This is a genomic window from Streptococcus mitis, from assembly GCF_002096855.1.
Lineage (GTDB): Bacteria > Bacillota > Bacilli > Lactobacillales > Streptococcaceae > Streptococcus > Streptococcus mitis_Y.
On record NZ_NCVH01000033.1, the window covers coordinates 176,181 to 202,819 of the forward strand.

At 37.2% G+C, this 26,639-nt stretch carries 29 protein-coding genes, 1 tRNA gene and 1 pseudogene; 26 read left to right on the plus strand and 5 right to left on the minus strand.

What is annotated here, in order from left to right; translation table 11 throughout:
* The first annotated feature begins 5 nt into the window (after window positions 1-5).
* The 6 genes from B7698_RS09090 to B7698_RS09115 all read left to right on the plus strand — a co-directional run bounded on the left by B7698_RS09090 (window position 6) and on the right by B7698_RS09115 (window position 4,706).
* Complete coding sequence (locus tag B7698_RS09090; RefSeq protein ID WP_084865415.1) at window positions 6-551, plus strand: NUDIX hydrolase; 546 nt, start codon at window positions 6-8, stop codon at window positions 549-551.
* A gap of 11 nt (window positions 552-562) precedes the next feature.
* A complete protein-coding gene (gene macP, locus B7698_RS09095) occupies window positions 563-874 on the plus strand; it encodes a cell wall synthase accessory phosphoprotein MacP (RefSeq protein ID WP_084865417.1) in 312 nt (103 codons plus the stop codon).
* A gap of 16 nt (window positions 875-890) precedes the next feature.
* Window positions 891-1,583: a 5'-methylthioadenosine/adenosylhomocysteine nucleosidase gene (locus B7698_RS09100; protein ID WP_084865418.1), complete on the plus strand. Its 693-nt coding sequence runs from the start codon at window positions 891-893 to the stop codon at window positions 1,581-1,583.
* A gap of 76 nt (window positions 1,584-1,659) precedes the next feature.
* Window positions 1,660-2,151 carry a chromosome segregation protein RocS gene (gene rocS / locus B7698_RS09105; protein WP_000021242.1) on the plus strand — a complete coding sequence of 164 codons (492 nt, stop codon included), beginning with the start codon at window positions 1,660-1,662 and terminating at the stop codon, window positions 2,149-2,151.
* 192 nt (window positions 2,152-2,343) lie between these two features.
* Window positions 2,344-2,934 (plus strand): 3'-5' exonuclease, encoded by a 591-nt coding sequence (locus tag B7698_RS09110; protein WP_004256614.1) that lies wholly within the window; start codon window positions 2,344-2,346, stop codon window positions 2,932-2,934.
* A gap of 8 nt (window positions 2,935-2,942) precedes the next feature.
* Entirely contained in the window at window positions 2,943-4,706 is a 1,764-nt protein-coding gene (locus tag B7698_RS09115; RefSeq protein WP_142358059.1) for a glycerophosphoryl diester phosphodiesterase membrane domain-containing protein, read from the plus strand.
* A gap of 72 nt (window positions 4,707-4,778) precedes the next feature.
* Here the strand turns inward: B7698_RS09115 and B7698_RS09120 are convergent, their stop codons facing one another.
* Window positions 4,779-5,078: a YbaB/EbfC family nucleoid-associated protein gene (locus B7698_RS09120; RefSeq protein ID WP_084865420.1), complete on the minus strand. Its 300-nt coding sequence runs from the start codon at window positions 5,076-5,078 to the stop codon at window positions 4,779-4,781.
* 156 nt (window positions 5,079-5,234) lie between these two features.
* Here B7698_RS09120 and B7698_RS09125 point away from each other — a divergent pair.
* Window positions 5,235-6,039 (plus strand): IS5 family transposase gene (locus B7698_RS09125; RefSeq protein WP_142358060.1). Its coding sequence is split into 2 segments (ribosomal slippage): window positions 5,235-5,609 and window positions 5,611-6,039, totalling 804 coding nucleotides; the frame shifts between segments, so codons are not numbered across the junction.
* Window positions 6,040-6,254: 215 nt separating this feature from the next.
* Window positions 6,255-7,590, plus strand: a pseudogene (locus B7698_RS09130) (Nramp family divalent metal transporter).
* Between the two features lie 112 nt (window positions 7,591-7,702).
* Here the strand turns inward: B7698_RS09130 and B7698_RS09135 are convergent.
* Entirely contained in the window at window positions 7,703-7,945 is a 243-nt protein-coding gene (locus tag B7698_RS09135; protein ID WP_000710764.1) for a type B 50S ribosomal protein L31, read from the minus strand.
* A 95-nt stretch (window positions 7,946-8,040) separates the two neighbouring features.
* Entirely contained in the window at window positions 8,041-8,976 is a 936-nt protein-coding gene (locus B7698_RS09140) for a DHH family phosphoesterase (RefSeq protein ID WP_084865422.1), read from the minus strand.
* A gap of 103 nt (window positions 8,977-9,079) precedes the next feature.
* Here B7698_RS09140 and B7698_RS09145 point away from each other — a divergent pair, with 103 nt between their 5' ends.
* The 10 genes from B7698_RS09145 to B7698_RS09190 all read left to right on the plus strand — a co-directional run bounded on the left by B7698_RS09145 (window position 9,080) and on the right by B7698_RS09190 (window position 14,754).
* The gene (locus tag B7698_RS09145) at window positions 9,080-9,523 is read left to right on the plus strand and encodes a flavodoxin (protein WP_001162125.1); all 444 of its coding nucleotides are present in this window, start codon (window positions 9,080-9,082) and stop codon (window positions 9,521-9,523) included.
* Between the two features lie 115 nt (window positions 9,524-9,638).
* Window positions 9,639-9,905 carry a chorismate mutase gene (locus B7698_RS09150; RefSeq protein WP_000362429.1) on the plus strand — a complete coding sequence of 89 codons (267 nt, stop codon included), beginning with the start codon at window positions 9,639-9,641 and terminating at the stop codon, window positions 9,903-9,905.
* Entirely contained in the window at window positions 9,902-10,276 is a 375-nt protein-coding gene (gene crcB, locus B7698_RS09155; protein WP_000712104.1) for a fluoride efflux transporter CrcB, read from the plus strand. Before B7698_RS09150 ends, crcB (B7698_RS09155) begins: the two co-directional genes overlap by 4 nt.
* Window positions 10,270-10,599, plus strand: a complete 330-nt coding sequence (crcB, locus tag B7698_RS09160) for a fluoride efflux transporter CrcB (protein WP_004241771.1) — start codon at window positions 10,270-10,272, stop codon at window positions 10,597-10,599. Before crcB (B7698_RS09155) ends, crcB (B7698_RS09160) begins: the two co-directional genes overlap by 7 nt.
* Before the next feature lie 118 nt (window positions 10,600-10,717).
* A complete protein-coding gene (gene rplS, locus B7698_RS09165; protein ID WP_001068669.1) occupies window positions 10,718-11,065 on the plus strand; it encodes a 50S ribosomal protein L19 in 348 nt (115 codons plus the stop codon).
* Between the two features lie 42 nt (window positions 11,066-11,107).
* Window positions 11,108-11,179, plus strand: a tRNA-Arg gene (locus B7698_RS09170).
* A 236-nt stretch (window positions 11,180-11,415) separates the two neighbouring features.
* A complete protein-coding gene (locus B7698_RS09175; protein WP_084865424.1) occupies window positions 11,416-12,294 on the plus strand; it encodes a hypothetical protein in 879 nt (292 codons plus the stop codon).
* A gap of 13 nt (window positions 12,295-12,307) precedes the next feature.
* Entirely contained in the window at window positions 12,308-13,186 is an 879-nt protein-coding gene (locus B7698_RS09180) for a hypothetical protein (protein WP_084865628.1), read from the plus strand.
* Window positions 13,187-13,208: 22 nt separating this feature from the next.
* A complete protein-coding gene (locus B7698_RS09185) occupies window positions 13,209-14,114 on the plus strand; it encodes a hypothetical protein (protein ID WP_084865426.1) in 906 nt (301 codons plus the stop codon).
* Complete coding sequence (locus B7698_RS09190) at window positions 14,095-14,754, plus strand: DUF6572 domain-containing protein (protein ID WP_084865428.1); 660 nt, start codon at window positions 14,095-14,097, stop codon at window positions 14,752-14,754. Before B7698_RS09185 ends, B7698_RS09190 begins: the two co-directional genes overlap by 20 nt.
* A gap of 156 nt (window positions 14,755-14,910) precedes the next feature.
* Here the strand turns inward: B7698_RS09190 and yidA are convergent, their stop codons facing one another.
* Entirely contained in the window at window positions 14,911-15,717 is an 807-nt protein-coding gene (gene yidA / locus B7698_RS09195) for a sugar-phosphatase (RefSeq protein WP_084865429.1), read from the minus strand.
* Between the two features lie 12 nt (window positions 15,718-15,729).
* Window positions 15,730-17,034 (minus strand): HD domain-containing protein, encoded by a 1,305-nt coding sequence (locus B7698_RS09200; RefSeq protein WP_084865431.1) that lies wholly within the window; start codon window positions 17,032-17,034, stop codon window positions 15,730-15,732.
* A gap of 71 nt (window positions 17,035-17,105) precedes the next feature.
* On the opposite strand from B7698_RS09200, the gene B7698_RS09205 reads away from it, so the two are divergent.
* From B7698_RS09205 to B7698_RS09245, 8 genes are all read left to right on the plus strand, one after another.
* Window positions 17,106-17,483: a YwiB family protein gene (locus B7698_RS09205; protein WP_084865433.1), complete on the plus strand. Its 378-nt coding sequence runs from the start codon at window positions 17,106-17,108 to the stop codon at window positions 17,481-17,483.
* Between the two features lie 90 nt (window positions 17,484-17,573).
* Entirely contained in the window at window positions 17,574-17,906 is a 333-nt protein-coding gene (locus B7698_RS09210) for a putative DNA-binding protein (RefSeq protein WP_084865435.1), read from the plus strand.
* A gap of 11 nt (window positions 17,907-17,917) precedes the next feature.
* Complete coding sequence (ffh, locus tag B7698_RS09215; RefSeq protein WP_000863612.1) at window positions 17,918-19,489, plus strand: signal recognition particle protein; 1,572 nt, start codon at window positions 17,918-17,920, stop codon at window positions 19,487-19,489.
* Window positions 19,490-19,597: 108 nt separating this feature from the next.
* A complete protein-coding gene (locus tag B7698_RS09220; RefSeq protein WP_084865437.1) occupies window positions 19,598-22,855 on the plus strand; it encodes a helicase-related protein in 3,258 nt (1,085 codons plus the stop codon).
* Window positions 22,848-23,531: a DUF4391 domain-containing protein gene (locus B7698_RS09225; RefSeq protein ID WP_084865439.1), complete on the plus strand. Its 684-nt coding sequence runs from the start codon at window positions 22,848-22,850 to the stop codon at window positions 23,529-23,531. Before B7698_RS09220 ends, B7698_RS09225 begins: the two co-directional genes overlap by 8 nt.
* A 446-nt stretch (window positions 23,532-23,977) precedes the next feature.
* A complete protein-coding gene (locus B7698_RS09235) occupies window positions 23,978-25,666 on the plus strand; it encodes a site-specific DNA-methyltransferase (RefSeq protein WP_084865630.1) in 1,689 nt (562 codons plus the stop codon).
* 3 nt (window positions 25,667-25,669) lie between these two features.
* Entirely contained in the window at window positions 25,670-26,062 is a 393-nt protein-coding gene (locus tag B7698_RS09240; protein ID WP_084865441.1) for a hypothetical protein, read from the plus strand.
* 11 nt (window positions 26,063-26,073) lie between these two features.
* Window positions 26,074-26,574: a TIR domain-containing protein gene (locus B7698_RS09245; RefSeq protein ID WP_084865443.1), complete on the plus strand. Its 501-nt coding sequence runs from the start codon at window positions 26,074-26,076 to the stop codon at window positions 26,572-26,574.
* Window positions 26,575-26,639: the final 65 nt, after the last annotated feature.

The following is a 26,639-nucleotide window of genomic DNA, read 5'->3' on the forward strand; positions in this document are numbered from 1 at the left end:
CTGTCATGGAATTTGAAGAAAAAACACTAAGCCGAAAAGAAATCTATCAAGGACCAATATTTAAACTGGTCCAAGATCAGGTTGAATTACCAGAAGGTAAGGGAACCGCCCAACGTGATTTGATTTTCCACAATGGAGCTGTCTGTGTTTTAGCCGTAACCGATGAGCAAAAACTTATCTTGGTCAAGCAGTACCGCAAGGCCATCGAGGCTGTCTCTTACGAAATTCCAGCTGGAAAATTGGAGGTAGGAGAAAATACAGACCCAGTCGCAGCAGCACTGCGTGAACTGGAGGAAGAAACAGCCTATACAGGGAAATTAGAACTCTTGTATGACTTCTATTCAGCTATTGGCTTTTGTAATGAGAAGTTAAAACTATACCTAGCAAGCGAGTTAACAAAGGTGGAAAATCCGCGTCCGCAGGATGATGATGAAACCTTGGAAGTCCTTGAAGTGAGATTAGAAGAAGCTAAGGAATTAATCAAATTAGGTCATATCTGTGATGCCAAGACAATTATGGCTGTTCAATACTGGGAATTGCAGAAAAAATAGAGGAGGTCGATATGGGTAAACCTTTATTAACGGATGAAATAATCGAAAGAGCTAATAGAGGAGAAAAAATTTCAGGTCCCCCTTTGCTAGATGATGAGGAGACTAAGATTTTGCCAACATCTTCTTCCTGTTTTGGTTATGCCAATCCTAAGGATCATGGATTTAGCCAGGAAACCTTGAAGATTCAGGTCGAACCGTCTATTCATAAAAGCCGTCGCATCGAAAATACCAAGAGAAATGTCTTCAATTCTAAACTGAATAAAATCTTATTTGCAGTCATCTTTCTCTTGATTTTGCTTGTCTTAGCAATGAAACTGTTGTAATAGAAAAGGAATTGAAATGAAAATAGGAATTATTGCGGCTATGCCAGAAGAACTGGCTTATCTGATCCAGCATCTAGAAAATGCTCAGGAGCAAGTTGTTTTGGGGAATACCTATCATACAGGAACCATTGCCTCGCATGAGGTCGTTCTTGTAGAAAGTGGAATTGGTAAGGTCATGTCTGCTATGAGTGTGGCGATTTTGGCTGATCATTTCCAAGTGGATGCTGTGATTAATACGGGATCAGCTGGGGCAGTAGCAGAAGATATTGCTGTTGGGGATGTTGTGATTGCCGACAAATTAGCCTATCATGACGTGGATGTTACAGCTTTTGGGTATGCTTATGGACAAATGGCACAACAACCGCTGTATTTCGAATCAGATAAAACCTTTGTTGCTAAAATTCAAGAGAGTTTATCTCAATTGGACCAGAACTGGCATCTTGGTTTGATTGCTACAGGAGATAGTTTTGTTGCAGGAAATGATAAGATAGAAGCGATTAAGTCCCATTTCCCAGATGTTTTGGCTGTTGAGATGGAAGGGGCAGCTATTGCTCAGGCAGCACATGCTCTTAATCTTCCAGTCTTAGTCATCCGAGCTATGAGTGATAATGCCAACCATGAAGCAAACATCTCTTTTGATGAGTTTATTATCGAAGCTGGACGTCGCTCTGCCCAAGTCTTGTTAGCCTTTTTGAAGGCTTTAGATTAAGCGGAAATTTGACAGTTTTTCTAGCTTATGATAAGATTTAAGTAAAGAAAAGCTAGAAAACGTTTCAGAGGATATTATGAGTATTGAAATGACCGTCAGTGAGATTGCAGAGGTTTTAGGATTATCTCGTCAAGCAATCAATAACCGTGTCAAAGAATTACCAGAAGAAGACACAGATAAAAATGACAAAGGGGTAACAGTCGTTACCAGAAGTGGCTTGATTAAGCTAGAAGAAATCTATAAAAAAACGATTTTTGAAGATGAGCCTGTCAGTGAAGATGTCAAGCAACGTGAACTGATGGAGATTCTGGTTGATGAGAAGAATGCAGAAATTCTTCGTCTTTATGAACAATTAAAAGCCAAGGATCGTCAGTTATCAGAAAAAGACGAGCAGATGCGTATCAAAGACCGTCAGATTGCTGAGAAAGACAAACAACTCGATCAGCAGCAACAATTGACCCTTCAAGCCATGAAGGATCAAGAAAATCTTAAGCTAGAGCTGGACCAAGCAAAAGAAGAAGTCCAATCAACTAAGAAAGGCTTTTTTGCTCGTTTATTTGGAGGATAATCAAGGAGCTGTTTAGGTTAAATGCTAACCTGATGGCTTCTTTTGTTTCTAAATAGTATAGTTGCTCAAGTAATACTCAATGAAAATCAAAGAGCAAACTAGGAAACTAGCCGCAGGCTGTACTTGAGTACGGCAAGGCGACGTTGACGTGGTTTGAATTAGTATAAAATAACAGTATAGGAGAGGTATAGAATGGAACGATTAGAAGATTACATTGCTTTCGATTTAGAATTTAATCAGCATGAAGGGCAAACACACTTGATTCAAGTATCGGCAGTGCGTTTTAGAGATGGTCAGGAAATCAATGCCTATGATTCCTATGTCCATACCAGTGTGCCTCTAAAGAGTTTTATCAATGGTTTGACTGGGATTACAGCTGAGACCTTAAAAGATGCTCCTCCAGTGGAGAAAGTTATAAAAGATTTCCAAGAGTTTGTGGGTTCTTTACCTATGGTAGGCTACAATGCTGCTAAAAGTGATCTACCTATTTTAGCGGATCATGGTTTAGACTACAGCCAGCAGTATAAGGTAGATTTGTATGATGAAGCTTTTGAACGTCGGAGTTCGGATTTACATGGTATTGCCAATCTCAAATTGCAAACCGTTGCCTCGTTTCTTGGATTTCAAGGTCAGTCTCATAATAGCTTAGAGGATGCTCGGATGACGGCGCGTGTTTACGAGTCCTTTCTAGAGTCAGACCAAGCTAGAGAATTGTTAGAGACAGAAAGTAGTCTTTCAAACAATCCTTTTGGAGGCTTGGATTTGTCTCAATTATTTGACTAGGAGTGCCTATGAAACCTGAAAAACCTAAAAATCTAGGTTTTAAGCAGATATACTTTAATCTAGATAAAATACTTTTTCTATTTTTCTTGACTTTTATGATGATTGAGTTTGTCTGGTTACCGTCAAATTCTTGGATTGCTGGACTTTTGCTCCGTCAGACAGGTTATCTCTTTCTATCCTACAACAATATTTTTGCCATTATAAAGGGTTCGCCATTTATTAGTCTTGCTTTATTTATTTTGGTAATCGTTAATTTATTGATCGCCTATTACCAGATAGGACTTCTCTTTATCGGAGCCCGGCACCTCCTCTATCATGAAAAGAGAACTTTGCTAGAGTACAGTCGTAAGGTCTTTCGCCAAAGTTTCTTGTTTATGAAGCAAGTGACGCTTTCCAAGATAACCTTTATCTTCTTTTATGTCATGATGCTCTTTCCATTGATTCGAAAGATTCTAAAGATTTATTACCTCAATAAAATCGTCATTCCAGACTTTATCGTTGATTATATAGAAGACAAGTATTGGCTAGTAGGTATAGTGGTCACTATTCTAGCTTTACTTCTATTTTATATTTCAGTGCGTTTGATGTTTGCCCTACCTCAGCTTTTATTTGAGAAGAAAACAGTCAAAGAAGCAGTCAGATACAGTCTAGAAAAGACAAGAAAGCACTCCTGGTTTTATATTTGGAACTTGCTTTGGATTGTCGTCAAAACCTACCTATTTTTCATTCTTTTATTGATTCCAATCTTGGCAAGTCAGGTATTAATGGATGGTTTGACCCATAAGGAATCTCTTGTGCTGGGAATTATCAACTTTGTCTTGATTAAGAATTTCCACTATATGGCCTTGACTTACTTTCTCATTAAGTTTGTTTCCTTCTTAACAGGAGAAGAATTAGAAATTACACCAAGGAGAAAGAAAGACCACTGGATGAGATGGGGAGTGATGGGATGTGCAGCTATCTTTTTCGCTCTTGAGGGATATGTTTATTTAGAAGCTCCAGTCGCCAATAAACCTTTGATTATCTCTCACAGGGGAGTATCTAATAAGAATGGTGTGCAAAATACAGTCCAATCTTTAGAAAAGACAGCCCAACTAAGTCCAGATTTCGTTGAGACGGATGTTCAGGAAACGAAAGATGGTCAGTTTGTCATGATGCATGATGCTAATATCAAGAATTTGACAGGAGTTAATGCCAATCCTCAGGATCTCACTTTGGAAGAATTAACCAAACTTGATATTTCAGAAAATGGTTATCATAGCAAGGTGTCTAGTTTTGATGACTATCTCAATAAAGCCAATGAATTGCATCAAAAACTCCTTATTGAAATTAAAACCAGTCGAAAAGATAGTCCAGATATGATGAAACGCTTTATGGAAAAATATGGAACGGTTCTTAAGCATAATGGTCACCAAATGCAATCCTTGGACTACCATGTGATTGACCAGGTTTTATCCTACGATACTCAAATTCCAGTCTTTTTCATTCTACCTTATAATAGTATTTTTCCAAGAACCAAGGCTACAGGTTATACTATGGAGTATTCAACCTTGGATGAAAATTTTGTCAACAAGCTTTGGAATACGGATCAGAAATTGTACGTGTGGACCATCAATAGTTCAGAGTCCTTTGATAAATCAGTTCATTTGGGAGCTGATGGCATGATAACAGATGACTTGGAAATGATTCAAGATCAGGTTACTATTGCCCAAGAAGACCCAGAGTATACGGATTTACTGTTCAAACAGGGCATGGAATTCTTTAATTTTTAGTAAGCAAAAAGAGGAACAATTGTTCCTCCCAGGATAGGCAAGTATTCTCTTGAATGCTTGTTTTTCTTATGCTTAGAATGGCAATTTACCAGCGAAAGCACCCAATTTTTTCTTGGTAGTTTCATCGATTTGTTCAAGAGCAGAGTTGATGGCTTGAACAGTCATATCTGAAAGAGTTTCAAGGTCTTCTGGGTCAACGACAGCTGGATTGAAGTCAATGCTGACAACTTTCTTATCTCCAGTTAAGGTCGCTTGAACAAAGTCTTGAGCAGATTTGCCAACAAATTGCATAGCAGCAAGTTCAGCTTGGCTTTGTTCCATTTGTTTTTGAAGTTTTTGTGCTTGGCGCATCATGTTTTGCATGTTCATCATGGTGATTTATAATTTCCTTTTATCTTATTTTCTTTTTTATTTTATCAATTTTGAGGCTAAAAGTCTAATCTTTTTCAGAGTGAATCTAAGAATTGTGCTTGGCAGTGGAAAATAAAAGTAGACTTCCTGCGAAACAAAATATGATACAATAAAACTATGAATTATGAAGTAAGTAAACAATTAACTGATGCACGATTTAAGCGCCTTGTTGGTGTTCAGCGCACTACTTTTGAAGAGATGTTAGCTGTGTTAAAAACAGTTTATCAACTTAAACACGCAAAAGGTGGACGAACCCCTAAGTTAAGCCTAGAAGACCTCCTCATGGCTACTCTTCAATACATGCGAGAATACCGCACTTATGAACAAATTATGTCTGATTTTGGCATTCACGAAAGCAACTTAATCCGTCGGAGTCAATGGGTTGAAGCAACTCTTATTCAAAGTGGCTTTACGATTTCAAAAACTCATCTTAGTGCTGAGGATACGGTGATTGTGGATACAACAGAGGTAAAAATCAATCGTCCTAAAAAATCAACTAGCCAATTATTCTTTTAAAAAGAAATGTCATGCTATGAAGGCTCAGGCGATTGTCACAAGCCAAGGGAGAATTGTTTCTTTGGATATTGCAGTGAACTATTGTCATGATATGAAGTTGTTCAAAATGAGTCGCAGAAATATCGGACAAGCTGGTAAAATCTTGGCAGACAGTGGTTATCAAGGGATCATGAAGATGTATTCACAAGCGCAAATTCCGAGGAAATCAAGCAAACTTAATCCACTAACTCTTGAAGATAAATCCTATAATCATGTGCTATCTAAAGAGAGAATCAAGGTTGAGAATATTTTGGCTAAAGTAAAAACGTTTAAAATGTTTTCAACAACCTATCGAAATCGACGTAAACGATTTGGATTACGAATGAATTTGATTGCTGGAATTATCAACTGTGAACTAGAATTCTAGTTTCGCAGGAAGTCTAATAAAAAAACTTTGTACTCTAGAAACCATCTCGTGGCTAGCTAGAGTGCAAAGTTTTTTTAACTATCATGCTTTCCTTAAGAATCATTTCAAAATATGATATAATAAGAATAAATTGGGAATAGGAAATTATTTTCATTATATTTTCAAAGCTCCATTAATAAAATAGGCAAAGACAAGATTAGAAAGTGAATATTCCGATGTCTTCTTACAAAAAGGTCTCTCTTTCTGAGATCAATCAATCTATTGAAACTCCGAATAACAATCATTTTTGGCAAAATCTAAAAGCATTTTTAGGGCCTGGAGCTCTTGTAGCAGTTGGTTATATGGATCCCGGAAACTGGATTACCAGTGTGGTTGGAGGTGCTTCCTATAAGTATAGTCTCTTATTTGTTATTTTGATTTCATCCATCATCGCCATGCAGCTACAACAGATGGCTGGAAAGCTAGGTATCGTGACGAGGATGGATTTAGCGCAGGCAACAGCTCATCATGCCCCCAAGTGGCTCCGCTATAGTCTATGGGTGATTTTAGAATTAGCTTTAATGGCGACAGACTTGGCTGAGGTTATAGGTTCAGCAATTGCCTTAAATCTTTTGTTTAAAATACCGATTATGGTCGAGATACTTCTAACCGTTTTAGATGTATTTCTTTTGCTTTTGTTGATGAAATTTGGGTTCAAGAAGATTGAATCTATTGTTACAACCCTTATCTTAACCATATTAGGTATCTTTTCTTATCTGGTTGCTTTATCTAATCCAAGTATGCAGGGGATTTTTGGTGGCTATTTACCGACTTCGACTTTATTTGAAAGTTCCTTGCCAGGACATGATAGTCAACTGACTTTGGCTTTAGGGATTGTGGGAGCAACAGTCATGCCCCATAATCTCTATCTCCATTCATCCCTATCTCAAACAAGAAAAATCAACCATAAGGATAAGAAAGATATACGAAAAGCTGTCCGTTTTATGACCTGGGACTCAAATCTTCAGTTGTCTCTAGCGTTTGTTGTCAATTCCTTGCTTCTTACTTTTAGGCGCCTCCCTCTTTTTTGGCCATGCATCTGAAATTTCAGCTTTCTCTCAAATGTACAATGCTTTACAGGATTCGACAATAGCAGGAGCGATAGCCAGCTCAACTCTGTCAACTTTGTTTGCTTTAGCTCTCTTAGCAAGTGGCCAAAATTCTACTATTACAGGTACTTTGACTGGACAGATCGTTATGGAAGGTTTCTTGCATATGAAATTACCACAGTGGGTTATTCGTGTCGGAACACGGATTTTTGCCTTGCTCCCTGTGATGATAGTTGCTGTCTTGTTTGGGCATCAAGAAAAGACCTTAGATCAGTTATTGGTCTATTCACAGGTCTTTCTTTCAATCGCTCTTCCATTCTCAATTTTTCCCTTAATTTATCTGACTTCTAAGAAGTCAGTGATGGGAGAATTTACCAATGCTAAGTGGAACACAATTCTAGGCTACGTAGTTTCAATCATCTTGACCATTCTCAATATCAAGCTTCTTTTCGATATTTTTTAACCCCGTTTGAAATCAATTATAGTGTCAGCGTGATGGTTGACAAATAGAAAGTAGTAGTGATTGGTTCATAAAAAGAAGATAAAAAGAACAGTCGAAACTGTTCTTTTTATCATTATTTGAGACCGTATTTTTTGTTGAAACGATCCACGCGTCCATCTGCTTGAGTGAACTTTTGACGTCCAGTGTAGAATGGGTGTGAGTCTGATGAAATTTCCACACGGATCAATGGGTAAGTTTCGCCTTCGAACTCAACTGTTTCGTTAGAGCGTTTTGTTGAACCGCTAAGGAATTGGTAACCAGTAGTTGTGTCCATGAAGACAACTGGGCGATATTCTGGATGGATATCTTTTTTCATTTTGCAATATTTCCTTTCTGCCATGGTCTCTTTGCGAGCCATAGATTGTTACCATACTAGTCTATCAGATTCAGAAAAGTTTGGCAAGTATTTTATCAGTTTTTAAGCAAGTTTTTTAACTTTTGATAGATGATTTCGTTTTCTTCTAGACTATAGGAATTAGCACCGCTTGCTAGAGGGTGGCCTCCACCATCATGTTCTTTAGCAATTTCATTGATAGGATGGATTTTACTGCGTAAGCGAACTCGGTAGTGGCCATCAGCCTGCTCCACAAAAATTCCCCAGAGACTCACACTGTCAATGCGTCCAGGTGCGCCTACAATGGCTGCAGTTTCCGCATCGGTGACATTGAAATGTTTTAAGATTTTCTGACTCAGGATAACGCGAGCAGCACCATTTTCATCCACTTCCAGATGGTCGTAGATGTAGCCTTGAAGTTTAGCAATTTTGTAACTCATAGTGTCCATTTTGCGAGTGAGAGACGCAAAGTCAAAGTTATGTTCTCTCAAATAAGCAGCAAGGCGGAGGGTCCGTGCAGTCGTAGAAGGATAAAGGAAGCGGCCTGTATCACCAATAATTCCTGCAAAGAGCAACTCAGCAGCACGATCTGACAAGGCCAGTTGAGTTGTTTGGGAAAATAGGGTAATCATCTCACTAGCGCTACTTGAACTAGTATCCACCCAAGATAGGTCACCATATATATCATCATTTGGATGGTGGTCAATTTTAATGAGAAAATCACCTTGACGATAGCGTTTATCATCGATACGAGCAGTATTGGCCGTATCACAGACGATGACAAGGGCGCCTTGGTAGGCACTATCTTCAACAAAATCCATCTCAGCCATCCAAGTAAGAGTTGGTTCATCAAAACCAACTGCTTTGATAGTTTTTTCTGGGAAATGATGTTTGAGAAGAGCTTTCAATCCCACCTGACTTCCCAAGGCATCTGGGTCTGGTTTCATATGACGGTGAATGATAATCGTGTCGTATTCTTTGATTTTTTCTAAAATTTGATGGCAAATGTCCATAAATAACCTCAATTCTTTCTCATTTCATTGTAGCACAAGAATTTTTATTTTTAAAATGAAAAAGATGTGATATAATGGAGAAAGATAAATTGAGGAGGACGATATGGCATTAGCAAAAATTGTATTTGCCAGTATGACCGGTAATACCGAAGAAATTGCAGATATTGTAGCAGACAAATTACGTGACTTGGGCTTGGATGTCGATGTTGATGAATGTACAACTGTTGACGCTTCAGACTTCTTGGAAGCAGACATCGCTATCGTTGCGACCTATACTTATGGTGATGGAGAATTGCCAGATGAGATGATGGACTTCTACGAAGACCTAGCTGACCTCAACTTGAATGGCAAAATCTACGGAGTGGTCGGCTCAGGAGATACCTTCTACGATGAATTCTGTAAGGCTGTCGATGACTTTGACCGCGTTTTTGTAGCGACAGGGGCAGAAAAAGGTTCAGAGTGTGTCAAAGTTGATCTCTCTGCTGAGGAAGAAGACATTGAACGCTTGGAACAATTCGCAGAAGAATTGGCTGCAAAAGTAGGATAAGTATAAAAGTGCGCTGATGCAATCAATCAGTGCATTTTTCTTATTGTGAGTTGGGATTTTACTAGCCTATTTGGTGGCTTTTTGATACAATAATTCAAATAAAGGAGGAGATTGTATGGATTTAGATATTATTCGTAAAGAAATTGATCAAATTGACGATCAAATTGTCAAACTGTTAGAAGAACGAATGCATTTGGTTGAGGATGTAGTTGCCTATAAGAAAGCTTCAGGTAAACCGATTTTAGATACTAAGAGAGAAGCGGTTATTTTTGAAAAGGTTAGAAGTCGCGTAGGAGATAAGCGCTATCAGGAGACTATTGTAGCGACTTTTTCGGACATACTCAAACGTTCGCGTGATTATCAGGATCAAAACATCAAATGAAAAAAGAACAATTTTATCCGCTAGGGATTTTTCTAGCTGCCATGTTGGGCGGACTTGTCCGCTATCTAGTTTCTACTTGGTTACCAGCCAGTCCAGATTTTCCTTGGGGCACCCTTCTTGTTAACTATCTAGGTGTTTTCTGCCTGGTGTATCTTGTTAAGGGCTACTTAGTCTATAAGGGAACCAGTAAAGGTGTTATTTTAGCTCTGGGTACAGGTTTTTGTGGTGGTTTGACAACCTTTTCTAGTCTAATGCTTGATGCTGTGAAACTGCTTGATACAGGGCGTTATCTTAGTTTAGTCCTGTATTTGCTTTTGAGCATCGGTGGAGGCCTGCTCTTGGCTTACTATTTGGGGAGGAAGAAATGGTAATGGTCTATCTTGCAATTGCTTGTGGTTTCGGAGCTTTAGTGCGCTATTTCTTTTCCCGCTATAATCAAGATTCTAAATTGCCACTCGGAACGCTAATAGCCAATCTTTTGGGTTGTTTTTTAATTGGATTATTCTACAATCATGTGGAGTCTAAGGAAGTCTATGCTATTTTAGCGACGGGTTTTTGTGGAGGTTTAACAACCTTCTCTACCTTGAATGACGAACTCCAAAGACTGTTAAGTGATAAGAAGGTATTTTATAGCTACCTAGCCTTAACCTACCTAGGTGGTTTGGTTGCGATTTTTTTAGGAATTCTGCTATAAATTTCTTTACTTTTTTGTGGAAATTTGGTAAACTGTATCTTGTGTGTAATGGACGCACAAAAATACAGTTTATCCGCTGAGGAAGATTCCTCAAGATTGACAAAGATAGGAGAATAAAATGAATCCATTAATCCAAAGCTTGACTGAAGGTCAACTTCGTACAGATATCCCATCATTCCGTCCTGGTGACACTGTTCGTGTACACGCGAAAGTTGTCGAAGGTAACCGTGAACGTATCCAGATTTTTGAAGGTGTTGTTATCGCACGTAAAGGTGCTGGCATCTCAGAAAACTACACAGTTCGTAAAATCTCTAACGGTGTAGGTGTTGAGCGTATCTTCCCAATCCACACTCCACGTGTTGAAAAAATCGAAGTTGTACGTTACGGTAAAGTACGTCGTGCGAAATTGTACTACTTGCGTGCTCTTCAAGGTAAAGCAGCTCGTATCAAAGAAATCCGTCGTTAATTCGACTAAAAAACTCTGCTTCTTCAGCAGAGTTTTTATCTAGCTCCCTTAGTTCAATGGATATAACAACTCCCTCCTAAGGAGTAGTTGCAGGTTCGATTCCTGCAGGGGGCAGTAGTTCAATCGAAAAAGCACTGAATGATCAGTGTTTTTTTCTTGTCCTAAAATGGAAACCATTTCAGATGAAAATAGAGGTGTGGTATAATAGGAGAAAATATATGTACTAATTTGGTTGGGATTTCTCTCCGTATTATGAGATTGGATTAAGGATTAGGATCTAGATTTCTGGTAAGGAAAAAAATATTTAAAAAAACACAAGGAGTTATTAAAATAGGATTTGGGTGAAAAGTATGAAGAAATCAATTTTTAAAGCAAGTTTTGAGGAGAGTTTAAATTTATTAGATGATGCTCCACTTCAGTATTCAAAGAAAGAGTATTACGAACATTTAGGAAAGGGATTAAATAATGGAATCCCAAGTATTGGTTTCAGGATTAAGAATATTCTTTTTAGTATTTTCTTTGTTTTTGGTGGAAACTTTCTTTTAGCAGTTTTTGCTAATTCTTTGCACAATGCGGATCCTATGGATCTTACATTACCCATTTACAAAACGCAACTATTGACACCTGAAATTTTCTTGCTTGGTTCGTTTATTTGGCTTGTGTTGATTATAGTTGGAAAAATTTTTCGAGAGCCATTTATACGTCCATATAGACATCGATTTCATATTTTAACATATTTAATTTGGTTAGGTATAGAGTTTAATTTATTAGGAATAACAGTAGCTTTACCGACTCTCACATTAGTAGGTATCGCTGGTATCTATTTTCTCTTATTTATTCTTGCTTTGTTATTTATTCGTACTGAGAGAAGAATTTTAAAAAATCGTTTCTTTGGTGAGGTAAGTGAGAATACTCTAGTTGATAGAGTGGTGCGTTTTATTGCCTTGTATGGTTCCGGAGTATTAGGGATTGCTGTAATTTTAAAGATAATTTTATCCAATACTGGAATAGTTGTTTCGCCTCATTTAACTTTATTAGGATTATTGTTGGTATGGATAGGCTCGGATATCGCTCTTTTGGCAATGATTGTATTTATGGAGTTTCCTTTCTTTTTAGAAGGCTACTACAAATGGAAATACCCTGAAGAATACCGCGAGTGGGAAGGGAAAACAGTAGAAGAATGGTATGGAAAAAAATATTTAAAAAAACACAAGGAGTTATTAAAATAGGATTTGGGTGAAAATTATGAAGAAATCAATTTTCAAAGCAAGTTTTGAAGAGAGTTTAAATTTATTAGATGATGGTTTTTTACAGTATCAATTGAAGGAACAAGATAAAAAAATGTCCAAACCTCCAAGGAATGTATTTGACTATTTTAAAAACGCTGTTTTATATGGTATATTGACACTTATTTTCCCGATTGGCTTCAATTTCTTATTATTGACTTTTTCAACAATGCTTTATACTAGTGACCCAAAAGATTTAGTCTTTCCAATTTCTAATCATAATTTTTTAACGTCTCATGTTTATGTAATCGGGTTATTTATATGGCTTCTCTTAGTTCTAATTGGTAAATTTTTCAAACCATTTTTTATTCTTCCATATAGGACTCATTTTCATGTTATAACGTTTTTGATTTGGTTTGTTATAGAGTTCGACCTTGCTGCTATTGGTTTAGCATTACCATTTCTAACAATATTAGAAATTTTTATTCTTGTTTGTCTTCTTTTAGCCTTAATTTATTGGATGTTTAGGATAGAACTTAAAGGTTTGAAAAATCTAATGTATGGAGAAATTAAGGCACCTACCTTACTCGATAAAATTGCCAAAGGTATTGCTATTTATGGAGCAGGTCTATTGGGCTTGGCTGTGATTGTTAATTATATTTTCAAAGCTTTCTCTATTAATTTTTCACATTCCGTAACTCTTTTAGGTCTATTCATATGTTGGATTTTGTTAAACATTGGTTTAATTGCAATGCTTATTTTTATGGAGTTTCCTTATTTCCTTTATGCCTACTATAAATGGAAATATCCTGAGGAATACCGTGAGTGGGAAGGCAAATCAGTGGAAGAATGGTATGGAAAGAGATACTTGAAAAAGCACTCAGAATTAGTATAAAAGAAGATTGAGGATTAAACTTATGACAAAAAAGTCACTATTTAAAGCAAGTTTTGAAGAAAGTCTTAATCTAGAAGATGATGGTTTTTTACAGTATCAGAAAGGAAATGTTTTCTCTAAGTTAGAAACATATTATAGGGAAGGAAAGTCTAAACTAGTTCTTCATATTCAGAATATTGTTTTGACTCTTATCGGTCCTGTCATTATAAACTTTATGATTCTTGTTTTCTCGCTGTCCTTGCACGACTCTGATCCTAAAGATTTAAGATTGCCTATCTATCAACATCCATTACTAACAGCTGAGGTATATCTAGTCTGTTTCTTAATTTGGGTATTTATCATATTGATTGGTAAAGTTTTTAGAAAAGCTTTTATACTGCACTATCGTAATCATTTTCATGTCATCACATTTCTAATTTGGCTTAGTCTTGAATTTAATCTGTTAGCAATTGATATGTCATTACCAACTTTATCTATTTGGATGGTTGCTGCTATTTTTGTTTTTATTACTATATTAGCCTATTTTATGTTTAGCCTTGAAATTGAAAGTCTTAAAAAACTGATGTATGGTAATGGAAGTGGCTCTTCTCTTCGCAACAAAATTGCCAATAAGATAGCGATTTATGGAATGAGTTTTTTGGGAATTGGAGTAATTATAAACTTTATTATAAAAAGTTTTTCCATAAAATTTTCAACTTTATTGGAAGGATTAGGTCTTTTGATAACATGGATTATCCTAAATATTGCTGTGATTGCTATGCTAATTTACATCGAATTTCCTAGTTATTTACAAGCATTTTACAAATGGAAATACCCAGAAGAATACCGCGAATGGGAAGGAAAATCAGTGGAAGAATGGTATGGAAAAAAATATTTAAAAAAACACAAGAAGCTAATAGATATTAGAAATGAAGTCGATTTATACTAGTCAAAAAGATATGTTGGAAATCTGTCAAGATGGGGATAAGTATTTCTTGCGTTATCCAACTTTTAATATTACCTGTCCAGAAGTGATTAGAGAAATCCCCAAAGAAGCTGCCGATAGTTATATGTCTGGAGAACATACTGGTAAAGAGTTGATGAATTATGCAGATTATGGTTTTTGGAAATCTAAAAAACAGTTTACACAAGATGAATCCGATAAGCTCTTCATCGAAAATCATCCCTCCTTTATTTTGAAAAATCCTGAAAATAGCTGTCGTATTTTTACAGCAGAGGAATTTAGACAAATTGTCATCAAAGCCATTGTTTCAGAACTGGAACCTAGCGAACTTGATGCAATTGGTATAGTTGATAGTCATTTAGAGCTTCTTCTGGTGGATCCAGTTGGCTGGGAGGAAGAGATAGAAGAAGTCCATCTGGAAATTCTGCAAGAAAAAATTAATAATTATATTCACTTCCTCGAAAGCAAGCAGTATGTGGCACGATATGGCGATAGTTTTGACAAAAAAGTCATTCATATCACATTCCAGTATTCTCCATCTGACAATGGACTAGCCTTTCTTGCAGCAGTTCAGAAAGTGTTACAACCCACTGATATGAGCTTGAAGGTAGAATTGCCGGAGTGATAAAGTCTCCATTTGATATAACAGCTGTTCATTTTTTTGTACTCTCAAGCTTTAAGTAACTGTGCAACAGCAATTCAATTTATTGATTTATTAGCATTGTGATATATTCATAGTAAAAACCGCTCAGCTGAGCGGTTTTCGTCTATTCTTACCTTTTTACAGTACCCACGTACGGATGGCATGGGCAACTCCGGATTCATCATTAGTTTTGGTGATGTATTTGGCGATTTTTTTGATTTCTGGATTTCCATTTTCCATGACAACAGGGTTTCCAACGACTTCCAGCATGGCGCGGTCATTTTCTTCGTCACCGATAGCCATGGTTTGATCTTTGGTCAATCCTAGTTTTTCAGCTAGGTGAGTGATGGCTGAACCCTTGTCTACATTCTTTTTAAGGAGTTCGAGGTAGAAAGGAGCAGATTTGTTGATGGAGTAGCGCTCGTAAAATTCGGCTGGTATCTTTTCAATCGCAGCATCGAGAATTTCTGGTTCATCGATGAACATACATTTGACGATTTCCTTGCCAGACATTTCTTCAGGTGTACGGTAGAAAATAGGCATGCTGACGAGGGTTGATTCGTGCACTGTATATTTTCCGATATTACGATTGGCAGTATAGATACCGTCCTTTGTAATAGCGTGCATGTGGACACCTAGCTTGCGACTGAGGAATTCCATATCCAGATAATCCTCATAAGTTAAGGATTCGCTGATAATCTCATGGCCAGTAGCAGTCTCTTGGACAAGGGCACCGTTGAAGGTCACTACATAGTCACCCTCATCTCTTAACTGCAAGTCGTCGAGAAGTTTGGCAACACCTGCGATAGGGCGACCGGTTGCAATCACGACTTTGACACCAGCTTCTTTAGCATCTTGGATGGCAGAAAAGACTTCAGGAGTAATCTCCTTTTGGCTATTGACAAGGGTTCCGTCAATATCGACGGCAATTAGTTTAATACTCATAAATTTCCTCTTCTAGTTTTTATTTGGAGTAAAATGATCGTTCTCAATCAAGTGTAAAAATTGCTGGGTAATGCTAGCAAAGATACTGTTTTGGTCTAACATTTCTTTTGGGAAATAGAAACGATTATCTCCGTGGCGACTGCCAGCAAGGGATTGGACGATAGGAGACAGGCTAGAGAGTTCGGCCAGTTCTCCATTTTTTTGTAAAATCTCAATCTGTGTCCGTGGATTTTCAGATTCGGGACGATAGATATCATAAGGGAGGTCAAAGTTCTTATGAATGGCAGTATAGTAGTCGGGATCAAAGCCAATGTCCTCAACCAATTTTCTCATGCTGGAGAGTTGGTCTTGATCTTCTTGTGAAAAGGTAATGGACTTAAAGACCTTGCGGTTGACAAAGCGTTGCGACAGGTCTGCAAGAATCTTGTCAGGGCTGGTCATCCAGAGTTGGAAGTAGGTATTCATCACACCATCATCCAGAGCCAGATAATCAGACAAGGTCACATTTTTTTCAAAGAAAGGCAGGAGATGTGGAGAAGTTCGTGCAAAGAAGTCCTTGTCCTCAGGGTAGAGTTCCTTGGCGCGCTTGAGGAGATTCTGTAGGAGAACTTCCATAGCGCGTGTTGCTGGGTGGAAATAAACCTGCATGTACATCTGGTAGCGACTGAGGACGTAGTCTTCGATGGCATGCATGCCATTGTGCTGAAAGGCGATACCATTTTCGACAGGACGAATGACTCGGAGGATGCGAGTCAGGTCAAATTCCCCATAAGATGCTCCTGTAAAATAGGAGTCGCGCAAGAGATAGTCCATACGGTCTGCATCAATCTGACTAGAAATGAGTTGCACGACCTGCTTGTTAGGATAGGTATGGTCGATGACACTAGCTACCTTTTCTGGAAAATCTGGCGCCACTTGTAGCAGGACTTGGTGAATCTCCGTTTCAGGACTTTGGATAATCTCCTGAGTAATGGCTTCGTGGTCTGTATCAAAGAGATGTTCAAAAGTATGGGAGTAGGCACCATGTCCAAGGTCATGTAGGAGAGCAGCGGTCATGGTCAAGAGAGACTCGGCAGGATTCCATTCTTCAGGATATTTTTCTTCAAAAATCTCTGTGATACGTCGTGCAATTTCATAGACTCCTAGACAGTGAGAGAAGCGACTGTGTTCTCCACCGTGGAAGGTATAACTGGAAGTTCCCAGTTGCTTGATTCGACGCAAACGCTGAAATTCTTTTGTATTAATCAAGTCATAGATGATTTGATTATTGACATGGATGTAGTTGTGAACTGGGTCACGGAATACTTTTTCGTTCATATGACCATTATAGCAAAATCCTGCTCTTTTTGGTAAAATAGTAGGACAAGAGACAAGAAAGAGGACTTGATGTGAAGATTCGGATGCGAAATAGGATTCAGTTTGATGAGCAGTTGGAAGTGATTGACCAACTCTATGATGTGGAAGTGCATGAAAAAGGAGATTATAGCTACCTGCTTTTCTATAATGAGGAAAAGGAAAAAGTGGTTATTAAATTTCATGGTCAAGAGCTGGTGATGAGCCGATTTTCCAATCCCAAGACTATTATGCGCTTTTTAAAGGATAGTGATAGTTTAGCCTATATTCCTACTCCAATGGGCATGCAGGAGTTTATCATCCAAACGAGCCGTTATGAAGTTGATGGGCAAAAGATTGAACTAGATTATCAACTACAAAATCAAGAGGGACATCCCTTTGCCAGCTATCAATTGGGAATTACTTGGGGCTAGGCTCATGTCTTTTTCAAATTTAGCTAGCTATCTTCTTGGATTGGCTTCCTAGTGTGGTAGATTAGGCTATTTTTTGGTATAATAAAAGTTATGGAAATCGAAAAAACCAATCGTATGAATGCGCTCTTTGAATTTTATGCGGCGCTTTTGACAGATAAGCAAATGAATTATATAGAGCTCTACTACGCTGATGATTACAGCCTTGCTGAGATTGCCGAGGAGTTTGGTGTCAGTCGTCAGGCTGTCTATGACAATATCAAGCGGACAGAAAAAATTCTGGAAGATTATGAGATGAAACTGCACATGTATTCGGACTACATTGTTCGCAGTCAGATTTTTGACCAGATCTTGGAGCGTTATCCCAAGGAAGACTTTCTGCAGGAGCAGATAGAAATTTTAACAAGCATTGATAATAGAGAGTAAGAGGAAGAAAAATGGCATTTGAAAGTTTAACAGAACGTTTGCAGAACGTCTTTAAAAATCTACGTAAAAAAGGAAAAATCTCTGAGGCGGATGTCCAAGAAGCAACCAAAGAGATTCGCTTGGCCTTGCTGGAAGCCGATGTTGCTTTGCCAGTTGTAAAGGACTTTATCAAGAAAGTGCGTGAACGTGCAGTCGGACACGAGGTCATTGATACCCTTAATCCAGCTCAACAGATTATCAAAATCGTTGATGAGGAATTGACAGCTGTTTTAGGTTCCGATACGGCAGAAATTATCAAGTCACCTAAGATTCCTACAATCATCATGATGGTCGGTTTGCAGGGGGCTGGTAAAACAACTTTTGCTGGTAAATTGGCCAACAAACTCAAGAAAGAAGAAAATGCCCGTCCTTTGATGATTGCGGCGGATATTTACCGTCCAGCTGCCATTGATCAGCTCAAAACTCTGGGTCAACAGATTGATGTGCCTGTCTTTGCACTTGGAACAGAAGTACCAGCTGTTGAGATTGTACGTCAAGGTTTGGAGCAAGCCCAAGCTAATCATAATGACTATGTCTTGATTGATACGGCGGGTCGTTTGCAGATTGATGAGCTTCTCATGAATGAGCTTCGTGACGTGAAAGCATTGGCTCAACCAAATGAAATTTTGCTCGTCGTTGATGCCATGATTGGTCAAGAAGCGGCCAATGTTGCGCGTGAGTTTAATGCTCAGTTAGAAGTGACTGGGGTTATCCTTACCAAGATTGATGGGGATACTCGTGGTGGTGCGGCTCTATCTGTTCGCCACATTACTGGAAAACCAATCAAGTTCACTGGTACAGGTGAAAAGATTACGGACATTGAAACCTTCCACCCAGATCGCATGTCTAGCCGTATCCTTGGTATGGGGGATATGCTCACTTTGATTGAGAAAGCTTCTCAAGAATACGATGAGCAAAAAGCCCTTGAAATGGCTGAGAAGATGCGTGAAAACACCTTTGATTTCAATGATTTCATTGATCAGTTGGATCAGGTGCAAAACATGGGGCCAATGGAAGACTTGCTCAAGATGATTCCAGGTATGGCTAACAATCCAGCTCTTCAAAATATGAAGGTTGATGAACGCCAGATTGCTCGCAAACGTGCCATTGTGTCTTCCATGACACCTGAAGAACGTGAAAACCCAGATTTGTTAAATCCAAGCCGTCGTCGTCGTATTGCCGCAGGTTCTGGAAATACATTCGTCGAAGTCAATAAATTTATCAAGGACTTTAACCAGGCTAAACAGCTCATGCAGGGTGTTATGTCTGGGGATATGAACAAGATGATGAAGCAAATGGGAATCAATCCAAACAACCTTCCTAAAAATATGCCAAATATGGGAGGAATGGATATGTCTGCCCTTGAAGGAATGATGGGACAAGGTGGGATGCCTGACTTGTCAGCTCTCGGAGGAGCAGGAATGCCAGATATGAGCCAGATGTTTGGTGGCGGACTCAAAGGTAAAATTGGTGAATTTGCTATGAAACAGTCCATGAAACGCATGGCGAATAAAATGAAAAAAGCGAAGAAGAAACGTAAGTAAGACAAAGGAAGGCCGCAGGGCTTTCCTTTTTTAGAAAGAAGAATAAAGGTCTATTTTGAATTTGCAAAGAATGATATAATAGTAGAAATAGTCTAATAGGGAGGAATTATGGAAATTGATAATCGGTCGATTCGTCTTGGAGATGAGTTAAAGAAAGAGTTGAAATCAGAAAGCCGAGTCAAGATTGCAGCAGCAACCTTTTCTATGTTTGCTTATCAGCAGTTGAAAGAGGAATTGGAGAATATAGAAGAGTTAAAATTTATTTTTACAAATCCGACTTTTATAACAGATGAAACCAAAACAGATTTCCGTGAGTATACGATACCCAAAAAAGAACGGGAACAATCGATTTTTGGTGGAAAGTATGAATTGAAATTGATGAATGAGCTGACCCAAAAAGCGATTGCTCGTGAATGTGCTGATTGGATCCGAAGAAAAGCGCAATTCAAATCGATTAATATTGAAACAGATGAAATGCCAAATGGTATTCGAATTGAAAATTCGGATGATGTAGTGGCAGTAGATCGTTTGAAAAACTTTGATCGCAAAGAATTAGGATATGAAGCTTCTCTATTTAAAACGAGTAGAAACCTCTATCATGCACCACTTAGTTTAAATTATTTAGATGAATTTGATAATCTCTGGGAAGAAGATGATTATTTTCGTGATGTTACAGAAGAGTTTTTGGAGAATTTAAACCTAGCTCACAAAGAACATTCACCTGAGTTCATTTACTATGTGATGCTATATAATTTATTTAGTGAATTTTTAGAAGATATCAATGAAGACTTTTTACCAAATGAAGGGGTTGGTTATAAAGAAAGTAAAATTTGGGGGCTGTTATATGATTTCCAAAAGGATGCAGTAAAATCGATCATTTCTAAATTAGAAAAATTTAATGGATGTATTCTAGCGGATTCGGTTGGTCTTGGTAAGACTTATACAGCTTTAGCGGTCATGACTTATTATGCTTATCGAGGCAAACGTATTTTAGTACTTTGTCCTAAAAAGTTAGAAAATAACTGGAATATGTATCGTCATGATTATGTAAATAATCCAATTTATGATAGACATTTGCTTTATGACGTGCTTTATCATACAGATCTTAGTAGAGATACAGGACACTCTAATGGAATTGATCTGTCCTTGAATAATTGGCATACTTATGATCTGGTTGTCATTGATGAGTCTCATAATTTTAGAAATGGTGGCTCTAGCGAAAATGACTTATCTGAGGGGAGAGAAAATCGATACAGTCGTTTAATGAATCGAATCATAAAGTCTGGTGTCCCTACAAAGGTACTCATGCTATCAGCCACACCTGTTAATAATCGTTTTAATGATTTGAAAAATCAAATTGCTCTAGCCTATGAAGGTGATACGGATCAAATTGATAGTAAATTAGAAACCAAATCATCTATAAATGATATTTTCAGAAATGCTCAATCTGCTTACAACAAGTGGGCTGATCTACCTGCAGAAAAGAGAACAACAGATAAACTGCTATCGACATTAGATTTTGATTTCTTTAAAGTACTAGATAGTGTAACCATAGCCAGAAGTAGAAAACATATTCGGGAATTTTATGATAGAGAAGCGATTGGAGAATTTCCACAGCGCTTAAAACCACTTAATTTTGAACCTGATTTAACAGTTTCAAATCTTGGAATTACCTATAAAAAATTATATCACTTACTTGATAAACTTCAGTTGACTATCTATCAACCATCGATACATATTTACCCATCAAAGAGAGTTAAATACGATAAAAGTAAAGAAGGAAAAATGGGGAATTTAACTCAGTTTGGTCGTGAGTCTGGTATCAAAAAACTGATGATGATTAACCTGCTTAAACGTTTAGAAAGTTCTGTTGCAGCTTTTCGATATACTTTAATAGACGTTGTAAAAGATTATGTAGAAAAGACGTTACAGGCTATCGAGGAATATGAATTGACAGGCTTGGATCATTTATCTGTTGACCCTCATCTTAATGAAGATGATTTTGATTTGGAAAACAGTAATTTCGAGTTCTCTATCGGTAAGAAAAATCGGATTGCTCTACAAGATATGGATTATCGTAGTTGGAAGGTCGAGTTAGAACAAGATTTTGCAGTATTGACAGAGTTAGAAAATCTAATTAGTAAAATAACACCACAAGAAGATCAAAAACTTCAGACTCTTTTTACCTTGATAGATGAGAAACTAACAAATCCAATCAATGCTGGCAATAAAAAGTTGATCATTTTCTCCGCATTTGCGACAACAACCAACTACCTTTATAAACATATTAGTCAGTATGTCTTGGATAAGTATGGTCTCTACACTGCTCAGATTTCAGGTACAAAAGGTTTTGCAACAACTTTGGAAACTAAAAATAAAGACCTCAATTCTTTATTAACTTATTTTTCTCCTAAATCAAAATCTCGTGATGTCCTGTTTCCTGGTGATGAGAGTGAGATTGATCTTTTAATTGCAACAGATGTGATTTCCGAAGGTCAAAACTTGCAAGATGCAGATATGATGGTCAATTACGATATCCACTGGAATCCTGTCCGTATTGTTCAACGGTTTGGTCGTGTGGATCGAATTGGTAGTCAAAATAAATACATTCAATTAGTTAACTTTTGGCCAAATCTTGAGTTAGATGAGTATATCGATCTCAAGTCTAGAGTTGAATCGAGGATGAAAATTTCTGTCTTGACTTCAACAGCAGATGATAATGTTTTATCTAGTGAAGAAATAGAGGATAATAATTACCGAAGAAAACAATTAGAACGTCTTAGAGATGAAGTAGTCGATCTAGAGGAGATGAATGATGGTATTTCCATTATGGATTTAGGATTAGAAGATTATCGTATAGACCTTCTTAAGTATTTGGAAGAACATCCTGAGTTAGAAAGAGTTCCAAAAGGATTGCAAACTATTTTACCTACCTCCAATAAAGAATCAGAAGGTGTCATTTTTGTACTAAAAAATAAAGAACAGATAAAAGGAAAAAATAATCAAAATCAGCTTCATCCATATTATATCCTCTACATCAATAGAAATGGAGAACTACTGTTATCTCCGTCTGAAAGCAAGAAAATATTGGAGCACCTCAGTAGCATTTGTCGGGGTCAAAGTAAACCATTGAGTCAAATAGTAGACAAGTTTAATCATCAAACAAAAGACGGTAAAGAAATGGTTGTTTATTCGGAATTGCTTCAAGAAGCAATCGATCAACTAATGGAACATGATCAGATTTCAACTATGGATGCCCTATTTAACTTTGGATCTGTTGACTTGATGAATACTAGCATCGAGGGAATGGATGATTTTGAGTTAATTTGTTTCTTCATATTGATGAAAGGGGATTCTGATGATTAGATTTCCATCCTACACAGCCTTATCAAAACCTCACCTTCTATATCGGCCTCATAAAAAGGGAAATAGTGATTTTTTTGATAATCTTAATGTTTCTGTAAAAGAAAAGAAAGATTTAAGAGAACAGATTAGAGTAATTCAAATTACTCATCAGATTGATACAAGTACCACTAATATTCCTGCTGGAAAAAAAGTGAAGCAAATCATGGTTTTAGAAATAGAACTCGAACAAATGGATGTTTCCTTAACTTTATTAGAACAGCTAGATATAAGATTAGGGATTTACACAGCCTTTGTATTAAAATATCCACAAGGTAGAGAAGAACTTCTTATTCATTATAAAGAGCCTTTAAGTCAAGAAAAGGATGGCAAGCACTTTAAGATTGTCCGTCGCTTTCAGACGCATGATGATGTAAGCATTGACTTTGAGGGAAATGATTTAGATGATGTTTATGAGAGTCTTGTAAAAGAAACTGGTAAGAAAGAATTACAAGTTTTAGAAACAAGTAATCTTAGAAACTCTATTGAACTCAGTGACCAATTAGATAAATTAGAACAAAAGGCACAACAGTTAAAGAAAAAGATGTATTCTGAAAAATCAATGAGAAAACAAATGGAAATAAAAAGAGACTATCAGTCTACGTTGAAAGAAATAGAAGCTTTAAAGAAGCAAAATTGATTGTAAATTTTGACAAAGAACAATCAGAAATTGAGATTAGGGAACACTTTTGATTTCAACCCCTATTTTTGATAAAATGAAGCTGTAATGTATTAAAAATGAAGCATTACAAAAATAGGATAAGCCAACTTAATTTTTTATAAAATTAAAATTACAAAAGCTTGACAAAGCTAAGAAAGGATACTACCATGAGCACAGCACAGCACAGCACAGCACAGCACAGCACAGCACAGCACAGCACAGCACAGCACAGCACAGCACAGCAAACAGGTGAAAACTCTGGACTTGAGAAATTAACTCTCACTTCAAAAGATGTTTTTACAGATAATATTTCAAAAATTGGTCAACTTTTTCCTGAAGTTCTGACGGAAAAGAGGGATGAATACGGCAAATTACGTCCTGCGATTGACTTTGAGAAGCTTAAACAGTTTTTATCAGAGGAAATTGTGGATGGTCGAGAATCCTATGAGTTTACTTGGGTTGGAAAGCGTGAAGCTATCGCAGAAGCTGGGCGACCAACTACCAAAACCCTAAGACCAGATCTTGATGAAAGTGTTGACTTTGAAAATAGTGAAAATATCTTTATTACTGGAGATAATTTAGAAGTCTTAAAAATCTTACAAGAATCCTATCTAGGAAAAATCGATATGATTTATATCGATCCACCCTATAATACAGGAAAAGACTTTGTATATTCTGATAAGTTCCAAAAAACAGATGAAGAGTTGAAGGAAGATATGGAACTTTTGGATGAAGAAGGACGCCAGGTAGTTGGGCTGACAAAAAATGAAAAGACTTCGGCCCGTTATCACTCAGACTGGCTCAATATGATGTATCCACGCCTGTGCTTAGCAAGAAATCTCCTCAAAGATTCAGGTGTTATCTTTATCTCTATCGATGATAATGAACAAGCTAATCTTAAAGCCATTTGTGATGAGATATTTGGGGAGGAGAATCTCGTTCAAACGATTGCTTGGAGAAGAAGTGATAATCAGCCTAATATAGGTAAAGCTGCTAGAGTAAAAGAATATATATATGTGTATTCAAAGGATTATTCTAGAGTTACATATGGACGGTTACCACTTTCAGATACAGCTAAGAAAGAATATGCTTATGAAGATTCAAAAGGAAAATATGGGAGAGGCATCCTACGTGATGAAGTTCGAGGAAGGTTTAATTATGAAATTGTAAGTCCTGCTGGAAAAGTACTTATGGGACCATGGATGGTTTCGGAAAAAGATTTTCACCAACTTTTAAAAGATGACAAAATTCATTGGCCAGAAAATGGAGGAGTTCCAAGAACAAAGATATATTTAAGTGATGCAATGAAGAATGGTCAACTATCTAATGATTTTTGGAATGTAGAGTTTGGAACAAATCAACGTGCCAATACTGAAATTAAGAAGTTATTTGATTTTAGAGTATTCGATTTTTCTAAGCCGACAAAACTATTATTAAATTTGTTAGGATTAGGTGCAAGTATAGAAACCGCCCTTATTCTTGATTTCTTCGGTGGTTCAGGTACCACGGCAGATGCGGTTATGCAACTGAATGCCGAAGATGGTGGAAATCGTAAGTTTATCCTGTGTACGTTGGATGAGGAAGTAGCTGATAAGTCTGCTGCTAAAGAAGCAGGTTATGAAACTATTGACCAAATTTCACGTGAGCGGATTCGTCGTTCTGCTGCCAAGATTCAGGAGGAGCATCCTGAATTGATTGGCAAACAAGACTTTGGCTTCAAAGCCTATAAGTTAGATTCTTCTAATTTCAAGGATGTTTCAGCTCGACCTGATCAATTTATCCAAGGAGAACTCTTTGATAGTGTATCCAATATCAAGGAAGGACGTACTGGCCTCGACTTACTTTTCCAAGTTATGCTGACATGGGGAATGGAATTGTCACTAGCTATTGATCTGGAGAAAGTAGCAGGAGCGGAAGTCTATGATGTAGATCAAGGATCACTCATGGCTTGTTTTGAAGATGAAATATCAGAAGAAGTCATCCGTCATATCGCTCAAGCACAACCACTCCGTGCTGTTTTCCGAGATAGCTCATTTGCCAATTCAGCAGATAAGATTAACGTAAGTGAAATCTTTAAAGAATTATCACCTCATACCAAAGTGAAGGTGGTGTAGAGTATGAGTGAATACAATGTAAAACATTTAGAGATGATACAAGCTATTATTGAACGGATGGGTAATAATTCTTTTATCATTAAAGGATGGTCGTTTACTTCCATAGGAGCCTTGTTCGCATTTTGGTTTAGTAATACCAGTATGTGGTATATACTTCTTTTAAATTTTTGTGTGACTATCTTATTCTGGTTTCATGATGCATATTATTTGTCATTAGAACGACAATTTAGACGTTTATACGATGAGGTAAGATTAAGTGATATAGAAACAGATTTTAGAATGACTCCAAAACAAGAAGAAGGGGATTTTCTGATAGCACTATTTCGTCCCATTTTAAAGTATACCTATGGTTTAATAGTTATTGCTACATTGACACTTTTAATTGTTTTTAGATAAGTGGGGAAAGTATGAAGAGACAAGTATTTTTTAGCTTTCACTATAGTAATGATAACTGGCGAGCATCACAAGTTAGAAATATGGGGAGAGTATCAGGCGAGTCTACTTTTTCAGATAATGAATGGGAAGAAGTAAAATTAAAATCTGATGCAATGATAGAATCATGGATAGATAATCAAATGGCAAAGCGTTCATGTGTGGTTGTTTTGATTGGTGAGAACACCGCTGGACGTAAATGGATTAACTATGAGATTAAAAAAGCAATTGAGTTGGATAAAGGAATCGTAGGCATATATATTCATAATTTAAAGGATAGATTTGGAAATCAAAATAATCAAGGAAGAAATCCATTTGACGATTTTAAATTATCACGAACCGGCAGATCGTTATCCAGTTATATCCGTTGTTATAAATCTCCATTCACTACTTCAAAGTATGTTTATGAAGATATTCAAAGTAACATGGAGGAATTGATAGAGTATGCTATTTCTCATAGACCATCAACATGGTAGCCAATGTTATTAGTAATAGACTAAATAGTAGATATCAAAGGTATATAATATTGAAATTTTGTGAC